The 16,217-nt window shown below is 57.6% G+C and carries 16 protein-coding genes; 10 read left to right on the top strand and 6 right to left on the bottom strand.

The window, feature by feature from the left end; genetic code table 11:
• Positions 1-240 precede the first annotated feature (240 nt).
• Positions 241-429 (bottom strand): hypothetical protein, encoded by a 189-nt coding sequence (locus IVA81_RS17810; protein ID WP_247320353.1) that lies wholly within the window; start codon positions 427-429, stop codon positions 241-243.
• Between the two features lie 366 nt (positions 430-795).
• Here IVA81_RS17810 and IVA81_RS17805 point away from each other — a divergent pair, with 366 nt between their 5' ends.
• From IVA81_RS17805 to IVA81_RS17775, 7 genes are all read left to right on the top strand, one after another.
• Positions 796-1,551 (top strand): GntR family transcriptional regulator, encoded by a 756-nt coding sequence (locus IVA81_RS17805; protein WP_247320351.1) that lies wholly within the window; start codon positions 796-798, stop codon positions 1,549-1,551.
• A 62-nt stretch (positions 1,552-1,613) separates the two neighbouring features.
• Positions 1,614-3,257 (top strand): ATP-binding protein, encoded by a 1,644-nt coding sequence (locus IVA81_RS17800; protein ID WP_247320349.1) that lies wholly within the window; start codon positions 1,614-1,616, stop codon positions 3,255-3,257.
• A gap of 8 nt (positions 3,258-3,265) precedes the next feature.
• Positions 3,266-3,895: a response regulator gene (locus IVA81_RS17795; RefSeq protein WP_247320347.1), complete on the top strand. Its 630-nt coding sequence runs from the start codon at positions 3,266-3,268 to the stop codon at positions 3,893-3,895.
• A 145-nt stretch (positions 3,896-4,040) separates the two neighbouring features.
• Positions 4,041-4,406 (top strand): response regulator, encoded by a 366-nt coding sequence (locus tag IVA81_RS17790; RefSeq protein ID WP_346015876.1) that lies wholly within the window; start codon positions 4,041-4,043, stop codon positions 4,404-4,406.
• A gap of 173 nt (positions 4,407-4,579) precedes the next feature.
• Positions 4,580-5,149 (top strand): sigma-70 family RNA polymerase sigma factor, encoded by a 570-nt coding sequence (locus IVA81_RS17785; protein WP_247320344.1) that lies wholly within the window; start codon positions 4,580-4,582, stop codon positions 5,147-5,149.
• An 8-nt stretch (positions 5,150-5,157) separates the two neighbouring features.
• Positions 5,158-6,138 carry an L-histidine N(alpha)-methyltransferase gene (egtD, locus tag IVA81_RS17780; RefSeq protein WP_247320343.1) on the top strand — a complete coding sequence of 327 codons (981 nt, stop codon included), beginning with the start codon at positions 5,158-5,160 and terminating at the stop codon, positions 6,136-6,138.
• Positions 6,139-6,503: 365 nt separating this feature from the next.
• A complete protein-coding gene (locus tag IVA81_RS17775; RefSeq protein WP_247320341.1) occupies positions 6,504-7,157 on the top strand; it encodes a TMEM175 family protein in 654 nt (217 codons plus the stop codon).
• 253 nt (positions 7,158-7,410) lie between these two features.
• On the opposite strand, the gene IVA81_RS17770 is transcribed toward IVA81_RS17775, so the two are convergent.
• From IVA81_RS17770 to IVA81_RS17760, 3 genes are read right to left on the bottom strand one after another with little or no spacing between them, the layout of a single operon-like run.
• A complete protein-coding gene (locus tag IVA81_RS17770) occupies positions 7,411-7,866 on the bottom strand; it encodes a VOC family protein (RefSeq protein ID WP_247320334.1) in 456 nt (151 codons plus the stop codon).
• Between the two features lie 46 nt (positions 7,867-7,912).
• Complete coding sequence (locus tag IVA81_RS17765; RefSeq protein ID WP_247320332.1) at positions 7,913-9,673, bottom strand: MOSC and FAD-binding oxidoreductase domain-containing protein; 1,761 nt, start codon at positions 9,671-9,673, stop codon at positions 7,913-7,915.
• 31 nt (positions 9,674-9,704) lie between these two features.
• Complete coding sequence (locus IVA81_RS17760; protein ID WP_346015877.1) at positions 9,705-10,544, bottom strand: DUF427 domain-containing protein; 840 nt, start codon at positions 10,542-10,544, stop codon at positions 9,705-9,707.
• A 668-nt stretch (positions 10,545-11,212) separates the two neighbouring features.
• Between IVA81_RS17760 and IVA81_RS17755 the strand changes: the two genes are divergently transcribed.
• The 3 genes from IVA81_RS17755 (at position 11,213) to IVA81_RS17745 (ending at position 13,661) form a co-directional block, all read left to right on the top strand.
• Positions 11,213-12,073 carry an alpha/beta hydrolase gene (locus tag IVA81_RS17755; RefSeq protein WP_247320328.1) on the top strand — a complete coding sequence of 287 codons (861 nt, stop codon included), beginning with the start codon at positions 11,213-11,215 and terminating at the stop codon, positions 12,071-12,073.
• Positions 12,074-12,077: 4 nt separating this feature from the next.
• A complete protein-coding gene (locus tag IVA81_RS17750) occupies positions 12,078-13,106 on the top strand; it encodes a zinc-binding alcohol dehydrogenase family protein (protein WP_247320326.1) in 1,029 nt (342 codons plus the stop codon).
• A 210-nt stretch (positions 13,107-13,316) separates the two neighbouring features.
• Complete coding sequence (locus tag IVA81_RS17745; RefSeq protein ID WP_247320324.1) at positions 13,317-13,661, top strand: hypothetical protein; 345 nt, start codon at positions 13,317-13,319, stop codon at positions 13,659-13,661.
• A 652-nt stretch (positions 13,662-14,313) separates the two neighbouring features.
• Here IVA81_RS17745 and msrQ read toward each other — a convergent pair.
• Both msrQ and msrP read right to left on the bottom strand, forming a co-directional pair.
• Entirely contained in the window at positions 14,314-14,952 is a 639-nt protein-coding gene (gene msrQ, locus IVA81_RS17740; RefSeq protein WP_247320323.1) for a protein-methionine-sulfoxide reductase heme-binding subunit MsrQ, read from the bottom strand.
• Entirely contained in the window at positions 14,949-15,893 is a 945-nt protein-coding gene (gene msrP / locus IVA81_RS17735; RefSeq protein WP_247320322.1) for a protein-methionine-sulfoxide reductase catalytic subunit MsrP, read from the bottom strand. The genes msrQ and msrP overlap by 4 nt, the downstream gene beginning before the upstream one ends.
• Between the last annotated feature and the right edge of the window lie 324 nt (positions 15,894-16,217).

The following is a 16,217-nucleotide window of genomic DNA, read 5'->3' as shown; positions in this document are numbered from 1 at the left end:
CCGGCACATGGCGCCGTGAAGCAAAAACTATCGAATGAACGCGGCATTTATATGCCGTGCACACCCGGATATGCGTTTGATGCAAGGAAAGGCTATCGCCTATCAACATCAAGAAGAGCTCTGGAGTGAACTAGACGACGCTGCGGCGCTGTGTCCGCCTTTGCTCATATCCCATTTGCTGCGTACTCGAGAGCTCCATCTACACAATGGCGATTGCGATGAGCGTCGACTAAGCCGCGGCTAGATTGGGGTGGTTTCTTTATCGGGCGAGGCACAAGCAGATCGACGATCCTTGATATCGTCACGGGCCATTTGTCGTCCGATAAGGCGGGCGAGGCGAAGGATTGACTGCTCGGAAGGCTTCGCCTGATTGACTGCTTCCGCTTTGGTTGAAATTCTTGAATTTTCGATTCTCTTGATTTTCAACACTGTGCCTCCGCTGGGCACAGTCAAAACAAAGCTTCCGTGGACTTGAAAGTGCGCAAGGACGTCGAGGCGGTTTTCGGATACATCTTCGTATAAGTGGGCCGCTTGATCCTATCGGAGCCGACGGCGACCATTGCCTCCGGAGGCCAGCAGTCATGCGCAGACGATCTCACGAGGTTGCCAAGGATTGAAACTGGGCAACTTAATCAGCCGGATGATAGGTGACTTAATGTCTGTGCGCGTGCGCCTCCCTGGCCCGCAATCGTCTAATCGAATAAGTAGCTGAATTTAAACAAATTTTTCGACCCACAACCCGCGGAACTCGCTACGACCTTGACACCCTGGACGTCCGGACATCATGATGTCCGCATGACCTTCGGCATGGACAGTATGCCTCTCTATGCGCAAGTCGCTTCGGCGCTCGCCTCCGACATCGCTGGCGGCTCCTTGACGGCTGGCACACAGCTTCCCTCGGAGGAGGGGCTGATTGATCGGTTCGGCGTCAGCCGGGCGACAGTGCGGAAAGCCGTGGAGCACCTTATGGCTCGTGGGCTGGTCGAAATCCGACGTGGCATTGGTACGTTCGTCAGCGACCCCAAAATTAGACAAGAGCTTACAGAGCTGAGCGGCTTCGTGGAGGATATGGTCGCACTCGGCCGCAAGCCGACAGCTCGTCTACTCGACCAGCGGCCTGTCGCTGCTGACAATACGGTCGCTCAGCACCTCGGCCTTGCGCCAGGTACTAAAGTTTATCGGATCAAGCGCGTTCGGATCGCCGACGGCGTGGCCATGTCATTTGATGAAACGTATTTGCCGCTGGAGATCGGAAAAAAGATCGTCAAGAACGACTTGGAAGCCGAACCAATCTTTGCCTTGCTCGAGGGCAAGTACGGTATCCCTTTGATTAACGCCGAATACCAGCTGGAGGCTGTAACCGCTGAGGAGCAGGTCGCGAGCGCGCTGGGCACACCGGTCGGCAGTGCCATCTTCCTCATCGAGCGCACTTCGTATACCGAAGGGCTCAGACCGATCGATTACGAGAAGCTCCATTACCGTGGGGACCTGATCAAGTTCGTTACTCGGCTGTCTCGGCGTTCCCGGGGCACGAGTGTAGTGGAGCGATAGAGTTTGGAAATAGCGACTACCAGGTAAGTTTTTGTCGCTGCCGTCAGTAAGAGCGTCGCGCGATGAGGCTTGAGGTAGAAACATCAGAATTGGAGCGGATCGGCAAAGCATTTCAGGCAATCTCGAAAGAGACCAGCTACGAAGGCTTGGCTAAGGCTCTTCTCAAAGCCGCGCTCGATTACTCGGATGCCGGCCGAGGCGCTGTGTTGCTGAGCGAAAGCGGCGAGCTACTTACCAGAGCCGATGCGAGCTTTCCTCGCGAGAGGCCTAAGTTTCTTGCCTCGCAACCTCCGGCCAGCGAATTTCGGCTGCCAGTAGACCTCAGTGAAAGGGTGCTTACACGCCGAGAAATCGTTCTTAGGGACGATGGCTGGGAAGGGTCCGCACTGATTGATTCCGCCCGGTGCCGTCGAGGACCGATAGTGCAGCTATGCTTACCTCTGATTCATCGAGATCAAACAGTCGGTGTCCTGTACCTCGAATCAGAACGTAAGGAGACGTTTGGGCCAAGATATGTGTCTGTAGTTTCGATGCTAGCCTCGCAGGCTGCTGTTTCGTTTGAATCGGTGCAGTTGTTCGAGGCGCTTCGTGAGACCAACCTGTGGATGGTCAAAGGTCAGCAAATCGGTCGCATGGGCAGCTACCGATGGAATACGCGAACTCTGCTCTCGCGAGCGTCACGCGAATGCTACCGCTTGTTCGATATTGATTTTGACGTCAATCCTGTGCCGTTCGAGGTATTCAAGAGCCGCGTCCACCCTGATGACATTCCTGCTCTGGAGGAAGCGCTTGCGGAGGCTGTGGGTACCAAGTCTCCGTTTAGTCACGAGTACCGGGTCGTCCACCGAGACGGCACGACGCTGCACGTGGCTGCTGTAGGGCAATTCGATGTCGGTCCGACCGGGGATGTCGAGTTGGAAGGAATTATTTCCGATATCACCGACCGAAAGGCTGCGGAACAAGCACTCACGGACGCGCGAACAGAGCTTGCGCGTGCCATACGCCTGGCATCACTGGGTGAGCTTGCAGGCTCCATTATTCATGAAATCAATCAGCCGTTGACCGGAATCATTATGAGCGCGGAAGCTTGCCTCCGGTGGCTCGAGCGAAGCCCTATTGAACCCGCTGAAGCCCGCAGATCCGCGCTGCGCGTCATCGAGCAGGGACGTCGGGCGGGCGATGTCGTCGCTGGCCTGAGAACTTTGGTACGTGGCGCGCAGCTCCGGTTCGCCGATGTTCAGATCAACGACGCCATCGAAGAGATTCTTCTTCTCTTGAAGAGGGATCTGGAGCGCGCCGGCGTTACCCTCAACACGGCTCTCGACAAGTCGATACCAACAATCGAAGGCGATCGAGTACAGCTTCAGCAAGTCGTCCTCAATCTTGTACGCAACGCCATTGACGCAATGGCCAGCGTGACCGGAAAGCGGCGCGTTCTAAGCCTCTCCACCAAGGTTGGCGGTGCAGGTGTCGCTGTTGTTATCGCGGATACGGGTATCGGTATTGCGCCCGCGAGCAGGGATCGGCTTTTCGATGCGCTCTACACGACGAAGCGTGATGGCCTGGGTCTTGGCCTGTCTATATGCCGCAAAATCATCGCTGTCCACGGAGGACGACTATGGGTGGAGGAAAACACACCGAATGGAGCGACGTTCACGTTCACTCTCCCGCTTCATCAATCGGGTTCGATATCAGCAAACCACTGAGCGCGTCATTGTCGGGTTTCGTTCACATCGTTGACGACGACAAGGCCGTTCGGGAATCAATTGGGGATCTCCTCCGGTCCATTGGTTACCAGGTAACCCTCCACGGATCTGCCTCGGAGTTTCTCGGCGCCGAGTTGCCTGATGCGCCTGCATGCTTGCTGGTGGACGTACGGTTACCCGGCACCAGCGGCTTGGAGCTACAGGAGTATCTCACACGCGCCAATATCCGGGTGCCCATGATTTTGATGACGGGCTTTGGCGACGTTCCGATGTCCGTCAAAGGCATGAAGGCAGGCGCGATCGACTTCCTCACCAAACCGATTAGAGATCAGGATTTGATTGATGCCGTCGGTGCAGCGGTTCGACTGGACCAAGAGCGACGCAGAGAAAGCTCGAAGAATGATCAACTGCGGGAACGGTTTGCGCTTCTGACGGCTCGAGAGCGGGAGGTCATGGCACTCGTGGCGTCTGGCCTGATGAACAAGCACATTGCGAACGAACTTTCAATCAGTGAAGCCACCGTCAAGATGCATCGCGGGAGCGTAATGCGAAAGATGGGCTGCAAATCTGTGGCGATGCTCGCTAGGATGGCCGGCGCCCTCGAGATCCAGACGTGGAGTAGTCGAGCAGCGCGTTGACTCGCTGCCATTGCAGGGCTGACTGCCGCTGTACTGACCCATACCAAGGTATGTACTTATCCATCACAACCGAGAGATTGTGACGGCGGATGCGTAAACGCATGCTGAGGTCCCTGCTGCTATTCAGCAAGAAAGGCTGCTCTCGGTGCCAAGCCCTCTCGTCGCGATCATAGACGATGACGAAGCGCTCTGCTCATCCCTCGTGGATCTGATACGCTCGATCGGCTATCGCGCCGAACCGTTCGCGTCAGCAGAGTCATTCCTGAGATCACCCACATCGTCGAGCTCAGACTGTATCGTCGCTGACATTAATATGCTCGGAATGAGTGGACTTATGCTCACCCGAAAGCTCCGCGAACAAAACATTCTGACGCCGGTGATTCTCATCACGGCGCTCTCTGAAAAGCATTTGGACGACGAAGCCATCTCAGTCGGCGCCCAACGTCTTTTCAGAAAGCCATTCGATGCCAATGCCCTTCTTGAATGCGTCGAGAGGAGCCTATCCAAATGAACGCCCTACCCGGCAGGATAATCGTTTCCTCGAAAACCTCCCCGCCGCAATGCCTTCGCAGAGCCGCACAAGGTTCCTTGTCACCTGGTTTCCAAGTTGAGCCGCCGAAAAGGGCGAAAGCAGCTTCGCAGACTGAAAACTCTGGTGAGTGCTTCAGGCGATGGACCGGATTAATGGCAGCTGCGCAAGGTGGTGATTGCCAAGCCTACGAGCATCTGCTCAGAGAGTTAGACGTCTGGCTGCGTCGCTATTACGCGCGGCGACTTCCCCACCCCGCAGCCGAAGATGCGACGCAAGATGCTCTTCTCGCAATCCATGCCAGTCGACATACATACGCACCGTCAAGATCGTTCGGTGCGTGGGTCATGGCGATTGCACGTTATAAGTGGATTGATCGCATTCGCGATGCGTCTCGATTTGCCGCAGTACCGCTCGACGACGAAATACCGATCGCGGATCACGGTGCAAGCGCGATCAGCGCCGCCGCGGTGGATGATCTGCTTGGCCGACTGAAGCCCGCACAGGCCAGCGTAATTCGTCTTGTGAAGCTGAAGGGTCTGAGTATCGCAAGCGCATCTGGTGCAACCGGCCAGTCCGCAGCGCTTGTCAAGATCAACCTCCATCGAGGGTTAAAGAAACTGGCTGCATTGGCCTCCTGCGAAGTCGTTGCGGCAAGAACCCCCATCAATGTGCTGGAAAAGCGTCGCTCGACACCAACAATCAACCAAACAGAAAAGTTTTGAGACGAGTAATGCTTCGCTGCCAGAATAACAGACAGTTACACCTTCAGGATGTCGACCCAGCGTTTAGGGACGACGTGCTCCAAGGGCTTAGTGCTGAACCACGGGCAGTACCCGCCCGATGGCTCTACGATGCGCGTGGCTCTGAGCTCTTCGAAGCGATTACTGCGCTACCTGAGTACTATCCAACCCGCATCGAGCGCTCGATCCTAAGCTCTGCCATAGGCGAGATCGCTGCGCTAACTGGGCCAAATCGTGCAGTTATAGAGTTTGGATCGGGCTCCTCCGCCAAGACTCCGATCTTGCTGTCCCAGGTAAGCCCCGTTGCCTATGTTCCGATAGATATTTCCGGAGAGTTTCTCAGAGATTCGGCGGCGGTCCTATCGGACAAATTCCCCAAGTTGCCAATTTATCCGGTGATAGCCGACTTCACGCGCGGATTTGCTCTGCCCGATGCCATTAATGGTGCGCCGCGGCTCGGCTTCTTCCCAGGATCGACAATCGGAAACCTGGTGGTGCCTGCTGCAGTGGACTTGCTTCGGCTGATATCAACGAGCTTGGGTGCCGGATCGATGCTGCTGATAGGCATCGACCGCGTCAAAGAACAAGAGATTCTCCTGCCTGCTTACAACGATCCAAATGGTGTAACCGCGGCATTCAATCTCAATCTCTTGCATCGAATCAACCGAGAGCTTGGAGGTTCGTTGCCTGTGGAGGACTTTCGTCATCTAGTGCGGTGGAATGATGCCGAGGCGCGCATCGAAATGCATCTCGAAGCCCGTCAAGACGTCCAATTTGAAATCGATGGGTGGGCGTTCTCTATTGCTAAGGGCGAGACAATCCATACCGAGAATAGCCTCAAATACGGTTTGAGAGATGCGTTCGTGCTGCTGCGGGCCGGCGGCTGGACCCCGATCGCAGAGTGGGCCGATCAGGATGAATTCTTCTCTCTGATTCTGGCGAAGCAAGAGCCCGCATTGTCGGCACCGTGAAGGCGATCTACGAGAGAAATCGCGGACCAGAGAGAGATCGCAACCTCGTCTCAGGTGAACATCGGGAAGCGTGCTGATCGATTTTATGGTAGAGATTGTCTCGAACGGGTGGCTCTCGCGACTTGCGATGGGGCGAGCAAATTGACGCCGATTTTCAATGACGCTCTTGTTGCCGTGAAATACGAGACTGCGGAACTGGTGCCGCGCTGTGATGGCGCTGCCATCGCTAGTCCCGCTTGGGCCGTACTTTCCATGCTCCTTCCCATTGACCGGAAGGGGCGACTATCGCCTGTCTATGGACTAATCGGGTCCTGGAGCTCGTTAGATCCGAAGCCCGAGAATGAGACTATACCGAGGAGCAAGAGATGATCGCGCGAGAGCCGAAGCCGGACCGGCTGAACGCGTTTTCAGACGCAGTGTTTGCGGTCATTATTACGATTCTTGTGCTCGAATTGAGAGCGCCTCACGATTGGACACTGAAAGCTCTTGTCTCATTGTGGCCAAGCGCGGTGAGTTACGCAGTGAGCTATTTCTTCATCGCGATCGTTTGGGTCAATCATCACCATCTGTTGCGTTACGCGCAGATCGCGACAGGTCGCCTGATTTGGGTAAATTTCGCCCATTTATTCTCGGTCTCGCTTATGCCGTTCTCAACTGCCTGGATCGCGCAAACCGAGCTTGCTGCAATTCCTGTTTCATTTTACGCAGGCGTTCTCGTCTTCGTGAACGCGACGTACATCCTCTTGTGCATGGAAGCCATCGACCGGCCTCAAAAGGAGGAAGTGCCGGCCGATGCCCGTAGGACGATGCGGGTGCGCTCATTTATAACCCTCGGGCTCTTTGCGTCGGCTGGCATTGTAGCACTTGAATATCCGGTCGGCGGCATGGTCCTGATTTGTGTCTGCCTGATCGTCTATCTTCGTCCAGAGGTACGCACCGTCATATCAAGCCGTGATCATTCGGATGTAGACCGAGGCGATCGATCGCCGGCAGATGTTATCGGACCGCCAATCGCTTAGCAGCCTACCGTTCCTCGATCCTGACTCCGAACCGAAGGCGCACTCGGCGGCGGCAAATGCTTACCCCAACGAACTGCTCGCCCCGCTTGGGGCATAGCCATGCTAGAACTGCCGGTGCGACGCTCTTACAGAGGAGGCGCTACTTAGCCACGCGCTCCAAAGAGGCGACGACGATCCATCCATTGAGCGAAAAGACACCGCGAGCAAAATCGTGAGCAGCGCAACGATGCTTGATACTGAGCTCGAAAATACATCAGTGTTTGCGGTAACCCCGCTCCTGTAGCACCCAGCTGTTACCATCCGGGTCCGAGAATTCGGCGAAGCTGGCGTAGTCCCTGCGCGCGGGATCGAGCCCAGGTGCGAAGCCTCCGTCCCAAGCATCAACGGGTATCTTGTACCGGATCTCACTGACTTCAACGCCACGCTCGAGCAAGCGGCTCCGCGTATCCTGAAGGTCGGTGACAACAAGATAGACGTTGCGAAGCGGTCCCGTCGGCGAATCGATGAGTCCGCGACCGATCTGGATCGAGCATTTGGAGCCCGGCGGAGTGAGCTGCACGACGCGGAACGCGTCGTTCGGCGAATAGTCGACGTCGAGCGTGAAGCCAACCTGATGGGCATAGAACCGAAGCGCCCGATCGACATCGCTCACCGGCAACGTGATCACCTCAAGTGAAAGAGTCACGACCGTTGTGCTGCTTGTGTTCATTGCGCCGCGCCTCCATCTTCCGCTTGAAATGCGCCGCCCTCGGGATTCACAAATCGATGACGACGTCGAGAGCTGGTTGTGAGCAGCAAATGAGAAGGTTGCCGTCGGCAGGCTTCTCGAGTGGCTCAGGGCCATAAACAACCGCACCCGAGACCAAACCACTCTCACAGTTGTGACAAACACCGGTCCGGCATGACCAACGGACCGGGACATCGCACGCCTCAGCCAGCTCCAAGATACTTCGGTAGGCTGACGCGTTCCAGTGGGCGGCGATACCACTTCGTGCGAACGATACCAGTGGACCAGTGTTGGGGTCGTGCTCGGGAAGGTGCGGAGCGCGCATCGCTGCGCCAACGACACCGGGAGTTAAGGACTCACTGCCGTTAAAGAGTTCGACACGAATCTGCTCTGGCGGCACGCCAAAGGCCCCGAGCGCCGCTTTCATGTCCGCCATGAATCTGGTCGGGCCGCAGAGATAGACATCCGCCTCTCGCGGGAAATCGACCTCCTCGAATACGGATTGCGACAGATGACCGGTCGCGTCGAAATCTTCGCCCACCCTGTCGTGCGAGCCCGGCCTGCTGTAGCAAACATAGCTGCGGCCGTGGGGGAGCGCGGGCATGAGGCGGTGGACTTCGGTGGCAAACGGATGATGCTGTCCGTCGCGAGCCGCGTGCAGCCACAAGACCTGCCGTGTCGAGCGGGCCGCCGCCAGTACGTGCAACATTGACAAAACAGGTGTGGCTCCGATTCCCGCGCTGAGCAGCACCACAGGCCGCTGCCCCGATTGCAGGATGAAGCTTCCTCGCGGCAAGCTGACGTCGAGAACGTCGCCCACTCGGACATGGTCCCGCAGATAAGTTCCGGCAACTCCGTTCGGCTCGAGCTTTACGCTGATCCGATAACGTTCTGTCGAGACGGGACCCGAAAGCGAGTAACTGCGAAAGAGCGGTGGGCCACCGTTCTGTGGAAGACGCAAGACGACGTATTGACCGGGCAGAGCCGGGGCCAGCGGAAGATCGTCCGGATGCCGCATCAACAGCGAGAGGACATCCTCGGACTCCTGATCAATTGCAGCCACCGCCAGCGGCTGAAATCCCGGTGCAGCTGGGTGCGCGGCCGCTGCCGGCGCGAGCCCCGCATTGCCGCCTCCCGCGACAGTCGTTTGGCTTTGCAATAACGCCTCAAACGATGCGCGCCACCCGGACGAAAGCGCCTCGATCCGCAAGGCGCGCTCCAATCGATCGCGTGCATGATCGGGCGAATAGAGAAGCGCGTTGATCTCCGCGACAGTCATTTGCTCGTTCGCCTCTCCCACCTTCACGATTTCGTCACCGGCGCCCACCTCGCCTTCCTGCAGGACGCGGAAGTAGAAGCCCGGACGTCCGCTCGACGTGAGCAATGCCGGCATCCGCGGCTCGTTCGTTCGAATGCCAACGCGATAGCAGGTCACGCGAGGTTGAGTGACCTCAAACAGTCCGCCGCCGATTTGATAACGGTCGCCAATGCAAACGGCATCGTCGGGCAATCCTTCGATCGTGAAGTTCTCGCCGAACTGTCCGAAGACGAAGTTGGTCCGCTTCAACTGCTCCTGCCAGTAGCGATATGATTCGATCTGATAGACGAAGGCGGCTCGCTGCTCACCGCCGTGACCGGCGAGGTCGCCTTGGCCGTCTCCGTCCAGGTTCAGCCGACCGACTCGACAGCGGCCAAGCACGGGATTTTTCCAGATCCCGGTGTGCACAGTGTGACCCCTCCACTCGACATCGCGCGGAAGTCCGACATTCACCGATAGCAGTCGCGCCATGTCCCCTCCGCTTTGATGAGAGCCGGGAGCTCTAGCCGCTGGCGGCCGCTTCCGGCCCGCCACTCGGTGCTCGCTCCAGCTCGGCGACATCGAGGTTGCGATCGGGGCCGTGCGGGACCACCGTCTGGCCCGGCTCGAGATGGAGCTGGGTGCCATCGAGATGCACGGTGACGATATCCGGCTCGAACGAGACCAGGTTGGAGATGCGACGAACCTCGGGATAGGCCTCAGGATACGACCATGCCGCCTGGCGTGCGTCATCGATAGAGTAATAGCTGCAGAGCCCCTTATAGGGGCAGAAGGTTTGTAGTTTCACGGGCGTGAGTGCAGACTCGTCGATGTCCGCCCGTGCGACGTACCAGCGCGGCGCGAAGCCGGACTCATAGAGGACCACCGGCCGCTTGGTGTCGGCGATGATCCGCTCGCGATGACGGACCACGAGGTGGCGGGAGGCCTGGCGAATGTCAATGCGGTGGTAGGGGTCGGCGGCATGACCCAGGACTCGTTCATCCTCTTCGTAGAAGGCATCCATGGCCCGCCAGGCAAAGGCGACTCGTGCCTGCAGGTCGGTTGCGTGGGCTGGCAGGTTCGTGTGCTGCCACGCGCCTCGCGGCACGACATGTTGCTCGCCTGCCCGGACCGCGTACCAAGACGTTAGTCCGAAATCGGGATGTTGCGTCACATGCTCGGAGGGTTCCAGGACGTGTGGAGACACGTCGCTCTCCGGGAAATAGGCTACCGGATAACGACCCGGTTCGAACAGAAGCATGGTATGCTCGCTATCGGCGATCCATATTCCACCGAAGCGTACGCGCATGCGCCGGCGCAACCGTTCCACGTACAACAACCTTTTGGGCAGCGGCTCGGGCACGAGGAACCGGCCGATTGCTCCCGCTGAGAGCGGACCTTGTTGCCAGGATAATCCCACTGCTCTCTCCTATAAACTCGATAATCGAGATCGGCGATCTCCGAGTTCGGCGCCCCCGGATCCCATCGGTCTGCGTGTAGCTTCGCTTGCGCAATCCGACATGATTATATTCGTGGATCCTCCAGGTTTGGTTACAGGGGCGCAGCCTGGTTCTCGAAGAAATTAGGACTCCGTGAGTGCTGCGAGAGAGACTTCGATACTAACGCTGAGACGGCCCAAGGGTGGAGAGGCAATGGCGTCGTCGAGAGTTTGGCTCAGGTAAACTTCGTGCTGGCCAGCAGCCGGAAAGATCATTTTCGAGAGACCCGGATGGCGCCTTCGGGTCTTATCTGTGCAAATACTTGGCGCCAGGATGTAGTCAGGGCTCAGTTTCCTTGGGGAAGTGCACTCTCCAGGCTCCGGACGCGATCCAATTAGCCCCGGACCCGATCTAAGATTCAAGTGCTGAGGAACTTGCGCAAGCCGTTTCGGCCGGCGCTTTTGGCACGTCCGCACACGTTGCTGCAAGTGAATAACTTTTTTGCGAGCCTGTAACCAGATCGAGTTGGCCCACGAAAATAGTCAGGTCACATCTTTGATGTGTTTTCGACTGGCCCTGAGGAGCGCCGCTCATGACCAAAGTTCATTACCGGAACGCTGATGTGAACGGACTCGAGGTGTTCTACCGCGAGGCAGGGCGGGCCGATGCGCCTGCTCTGCTGCTACTACACGGATTTCCGTCTGCGGGCCACATGTTCCGTGAGCTCATTCCAGCATTGGCGGATCAGTTTCGTGTCGTAGCACCAGACCTACCTGGGTTCGGTCAGTCCGAAATGCCATCTCGCGACAAGTTTTCCTACACCTTCGATCAACTGGCGGAAGTCATCGGACGCTTCACCGAAATCATCGGACTCGCTCACTTTGCGCTCTACGTCTTCGACTACGGTGCACCGATCGGCTTTCGACTAGCTGCTCGACACCCCGAGCGCATCACCGCAATCATTTCGCAGAACGGCAATGCTTATGAGGAGGGGCTCAGCGATGGATGGAATCCGATTCGTGCCTATTGGGAGCGACCCTCTGAGGCCAATCGGAACTCGCTCCGATCCTTCCTCGCGCCCAAGACGACAATTTGGCAATACACTCACGGTGTGCCCGAGACGGCCCGTGTGTCTCCAGACGGCTACTCACTCGACAACTTCTATTTGGCCCGGTCCGGAGCAGACGAGGTACAGCTGGACCTGTTTGGCGATTACAAGAGCAACGTTGCGCTTTACCCGATCTTTCAACAATATTTCCGCAAGCACAAGCCTCCCTTTCTGGCAGTTTGGGGCAAGAACGATCCCTTCTTTCTGCCAATGGGCGCGAAGGCGTTCAAGCGTGACATTCCGAATGCGGAAGTCCGTTTCTTCGATACTGGTCATTTTGCACTTGAGACGCATTGCGACGAAATCGCAGCGGCGATACGCGAGTTTCTTTTGCGACTAAAGTGAATCAATGGAGGATCGCAAGTTTGCTGATTTCAAGTCATCCCTTCCAGCGAGTGGTCTGATGCGTGCAATCGTTCTCGAAAAATTTGGAGGCCTCGACAGCCTGGTGATCAAGGAGATCCCGGAGCCTGAACCGAAAGCAGGATATGTCGTTATCCAGATAAAGGCGTTCGGCATCAATCATGCCGAGATGCATATGCGCCGGGGCGAATGGGCAGAAGCCGCTCCGGTCAGCGGCATCGAGTGCGTCGGCCTCGTAAAATCTTGTCCCGGTGGGGAGTTTCCGATCGGTGCCAAGGTAGCTGCGCTGATGGGTGGGCTCGGGCGTACGATCAATGGCAGCTACGCCGAATATACTCGCGCACCCGTGTCGAATGTTGCGCTGATCGAATCGGATCTACCTTGGGCCGAGCTCGCGGCGATCCCAGAAACCTATGCTACGGCATGGACCTGCCTGTTCCGCAATCTCGAAATCGAGAAGGGACAATTGCTCCTCATTCGTGGTGCGACCTCCTCGTTCGGTCAGGCCGCGCTCAAGATGGCTGTCAACGTCGGAGCCCGTGTAATCGCGACAACTCGCAACCGCGATCGCTTTGCCATGCTTGAAAAACTCGGCGCCGAGCGTTGCGAACTTGAGCGCCGTGATTTGTCGAAGCTCATACCCGAGGCCAAGCAGATCGACGCCGTGCTTGACCTCGTGGGCAACACGGTCATGCTCGATTCCCTCGCCATGCTTCGGCGCGGAGGCCGCTCCTGTTTGGCCGGCTGGCTCGGCGGTCTTGATCCCATCCCCGATTTCAACCCGCTTTTGCAAATGGCCAGCGGCGTCTATCTGACCTTCTTCGGTAGCTTCGTGTTCGGCACTCCGGGCTTTCCGCTCTCGGACGTGCCGCTTCGGCAGATTGCCGCCGACGCCGCCGCGGGACGGCTCGACGTGAAGCCAATGCGAGTCTTCCGTTTCGAGGAGATTCGTGAGGCGCATCGCGTCATGGAGGCGAACGAGGCCAGGGGGAAGATGGTGGTTGTTCACACCTAGGGTGGGAACTTCGCACCGAAGGAAGTCTCAATCGAGAGCACTCAGGCTTCGGCATCGGCACGACCGCAGCCGCCGACCAATTGCCGGACAAAGGCACGTTGGTTGTCACCTATCAGGGCTGCGCGGAGAATGCCATCTGCTACGCGACCAATCCGTGCGCTATCTTGCGCACAAGGATCCGGATGCGCGTCTTGCCCGTCCGATGTGCAAATGCGTTTTGACGCAGAACAGTGGATGGACTGGCAGGCAACCGTGTTCTGGCCAGCCTTGCGCCCACTGTTCACGCAGCTTGCCCGCACATCTCCCTCGGTCATCGCGCGAGCCGAGGAACTGTCATTGGCGGCCGTGCGGATGCTGGATGCGCAGCTTTCCGGCCGTATGTATGTGGCAGGGGACAGCTTCAGTAGCGACCTTGTCTCCCACTACGAAATCGCTTTGCCAAAATGGCTGCGCCAAGCAATCGCGCGACTTCATTGCGTGTCAGCCATCGATGACTTCCCTCTGCCTTTGGAGGCAGTTAGCAAGCCAGCGGGTGGCGCGCCGCGCCTGCCATGACAAGTCGAGAACGATCGTTGGTCGACAATGATCCGCGTTCCGAAAGTGCGGACTTTCCCGATCCGCGCGACGGATGCGTGCGAGCGCTGTTCGCCAAAAGTCTGGGCGCGCTTCCTGCGTTGGGCTGTTTAGCAGCGTGCTCGCTATTTGCGGAACGCGGCTGTTGAGAAAACAGGCCGCCAGTTGGTCAGTCGTAGCTGATCGAAAGGTCCCTAAGGGTAGCACACGAACACCTAGTAGCGCCGTGAAAAGTGTACGCTTAGACCGGGCCTGCGGCCTCCGGCCGTCAAGGCCAAGACGAGTGCCGCAAGCGGCGGCCTTGACTGCCAATCCCCTCTCATTGTCGCGGGCCTAGTCCGGTTGCCTCGCAACCGCTTTCGGATTCGGTGATCCGCAAATGAAAGACGCGTTTTGCCGATGGGACATTGTCCACGGCCTTAAGGTCTTAAAGCTAACTTGCCTCACTTGCTTGAATACAAGGAGTGCGCGCGTGCACCGCGTAGGACACTTAGGGCAGACGATCCCGCATAGCTTCGGGGCCTCCCGCCGCCACGAGCGGCAGCGTCGGGCGAGCGACGGACTTTTTGACACTAGCGCCGTGTCAATTGTGGCTCACGCGCCGCGCCATTCCCAGACTTGAACTGCAGCGCCATTATCCTTTCGCGGGAAGAATATCCACTGTGCGTTGACGCTTGAGAAGCGGGCGACCGCACCTGTACAGGATCAACATCGTTAGTAAGGCTAAGTAAAGCCAGTGTTCAATCGATATGATCTTAGTTGCGAGAGAAAGGTGAATCGCCCCGCAAATGGCAATGGCGTAAATCAGTCGATGCAACTGAAGCCAGTTCTTGCCCAGCCGTCGTATCGAAATCGCGTTTGACGTGACAGCGAGTGGAATAAGCAAGACGAGGCCAGTCATACCCAGCATGATAAAGGGACGTTTCACGAAATCTGCGATGATCGCGTGTACCTCCAGCTCCTGGTCGAGAAAAACGTAAGCGGAAAAATGCATCAGGGCATAGTAGAAACATGTCAGTCCGAGCGCCCGACGGTAACGGATGAGATTGACCCTGACGACATCTCGAACTGGCGAGATTGCCAGCGTCAAAATCAACAATCGGACGGCCCAGAGACCGAGGAAGCGTTCGAATGTTTTGACGGGATCGGCGCCAAGGTTGTCGGTCGCACCGAGATAGAATTCCCAGCCGGCAGGAAGCAGCGCGACAAAATAGAGCAGCCAGATGCTGGCATTCTTCCAGGCCCGGCCGACTGTCATCGCGCTCTTCATCAAAAACTCGTCTGCAAATCCATTCCGCTATACAGGCCTGCAACCTGATCGCTGTAGCCATTAAACATCAAGGTTGGCACACGGCTCGAGCCGAAAAGGCCGCCGGCGCCGATGCGGCGTTCGGTCGCTTGGCTCCAGCGCGGATGAGGGACGCTGGGGTTAACGTTGGCATAGAAGCCGTACTCGCTTGGCGCGGCCACGCTCCAGGTATTCTTGGGTTGCTTGGCGGTTAGGGTGATGCGAACGATGGACTTAAGGCCCTTGAACCCATACTTCCACGGCACGATCAGCCGGATCGGGGCTCCATTCTGACTGGGAAGCGTCTCACCGTACACGCCGACAGCAAGCAGGGTCAGAGGATGGCGCGCTTCGTCGAGCCGCAAGGCCTCGACGTATGGCCAAGACAACGACTGAAACACGCCGCGCTGACCGGGCATCTCATCGGGCCGAACGACGCTCTCAAAGGCAACGTATTTGGCGCTGCCGAGCGGCTCGACCCGGTCCAGGATCGCCGTGAGCGGGAAGCCATCCCAGGGAATGACCATCGACCATGCTTCGACACACCGCATCCGATAGACCCGCTCCTGAGGAGGAAATAGCTTCAATAGGTTCTCAACGGCGAATGTGGTCGGCTTGGCGACCATGCCATCGACCCTGATGCTCCAGGGCGCAGGTTTGAAGTCATCGGACTTGTTTGCGGGATCGTCCTTGCTCAATCCAAACTCGTAAAAATTGTTGTAACTCGTGACGTCCTTCTTCGGCGTTAACTTGTCCGGAACCGTATAGTCGCTGCTCGACGCTGCCAGCGGTGCTGTGTGCCCCTCGCGCGGGAGGCCCGCGGCGAAGGCGAACGCCGCGCTCATTGTCAGGAATTCTCTTCGCCGCAGCCAGTCTCGAACCGGCGTTATCTCCGAGGACGAAATCTTGGGCGGCTTAAAGGTCATACGAAGCTCCTGGCCTGGCGTCTGCGAAAGGCGCGAAATCGGACTGCGAAAATATAAGGGATGAGAACCCTGGTCGCACAAGCACGATCACGTGTGGCATGAACACCTGGCGGCTCCAGTCGCCAGTCTTGCGCCTTGCGAGACGAGCACATCCGACACGCTAATATTAGAGGAGATCGATAGCGGCGCCAGTACTTCCGAGAGCGCATCGCGACAAGAGAAATTGACGAGGTCCCCGTGTAACAACTGATGGCCAGCTTCGAACACACAATCGGTGCAGCCATCGGGCTCGAATGCAAGGAGATCAAGTGTGCCTCGAAAATC

The organism is Bradyrhizobium sp. 141, assembly GCF_023074055.1.
GTDB lineage: Bacteria > Pseudomonadota > Alphaproteobacteria > Rhizobiales > Xanthobacteraceae > Bradyrhizobium.
This window is presented reverse-complemented; position numbering and strand designations above follow the sequence as displayed.

Bases quoted from the DNA above. Each gene is read 5' to 3' on its own strand.
- IVA81_RS17805 (WP_247320351.1), top strand. From the start codon at position 796: ATGACCTTCGGCATGGACAGTATGCCTCTCTATGCGCAAGTCGCTTCG.
- IVA81_RS17800 (WP_247320349.1), top strand. From the start codon at position 1,614: ATGAGGCTTGAGGTAGAAACATCAGAATTGGAGCGGATCGGCAAAGCA.
- IVA81_RS17785 (WP_247320344.1), top strand. From the start codon at position 4,580: ATGGCAGCTGCGCAAGGTGGTGATTGCCAAGCCTACGAGCATCTGCTC.
- egtD (WP_247320343.1), top strand. From the start codon at position 5,158: ATGCTTCGCTGCCAGAATAACAGACAGTTACACCTTCAGGATGTCGAC.
- IVA81_RS17775 (WP_247320341.1), top strand. From the start codon at position 6,504: ATGATCGCGCGAGAGCCGAAGCCGGACCGGCTGAACGCGTTTTCAGAC.
- IVA81_RS17770 (WP_247320334.1), bottom strand. From the start codon at position 7,866: ATGAACACAAGCAGCACAACGGTCGTGACTCTTTCACTTGAGGTGATC.
- IVA81_RS17765 (WP_247320332.1), bottom strand. From the start codon at position 9,673: ATGGCGCGACTGCTATCGGTGAATGTCGGACTTCCGCGCGATGTCGAG.
- IVA81_RS17755 (WP_247320328.1), top strand. From the start codon at position 11,213: ATGACCAAAGTTCATTACCGGAACGCTGATGTGAACGGACTCGAGGTG.
- IVA81_RS17750 (WP_247320326.1), top strand. From the start codon at position 12,078: ATGGAGGATCGCAAGTTTGCTGATTTCAAGTCATCCCTTCCAGCGAGT.
- IVA81_RS17745 (WP_247320324.1), top strand. From the start codon at position 13,317: ATGCGTTTTGACGCAGAACAGTGGATGGACTGGCAGGCAACCGTGTTC.
- msrP (WP_247320322.1), bottom strand. From the start codon at position 15,893: ATGACCTTTAAGCCGCCCAAGATTTCGTCCTCGGAGATAACGCCGGTT.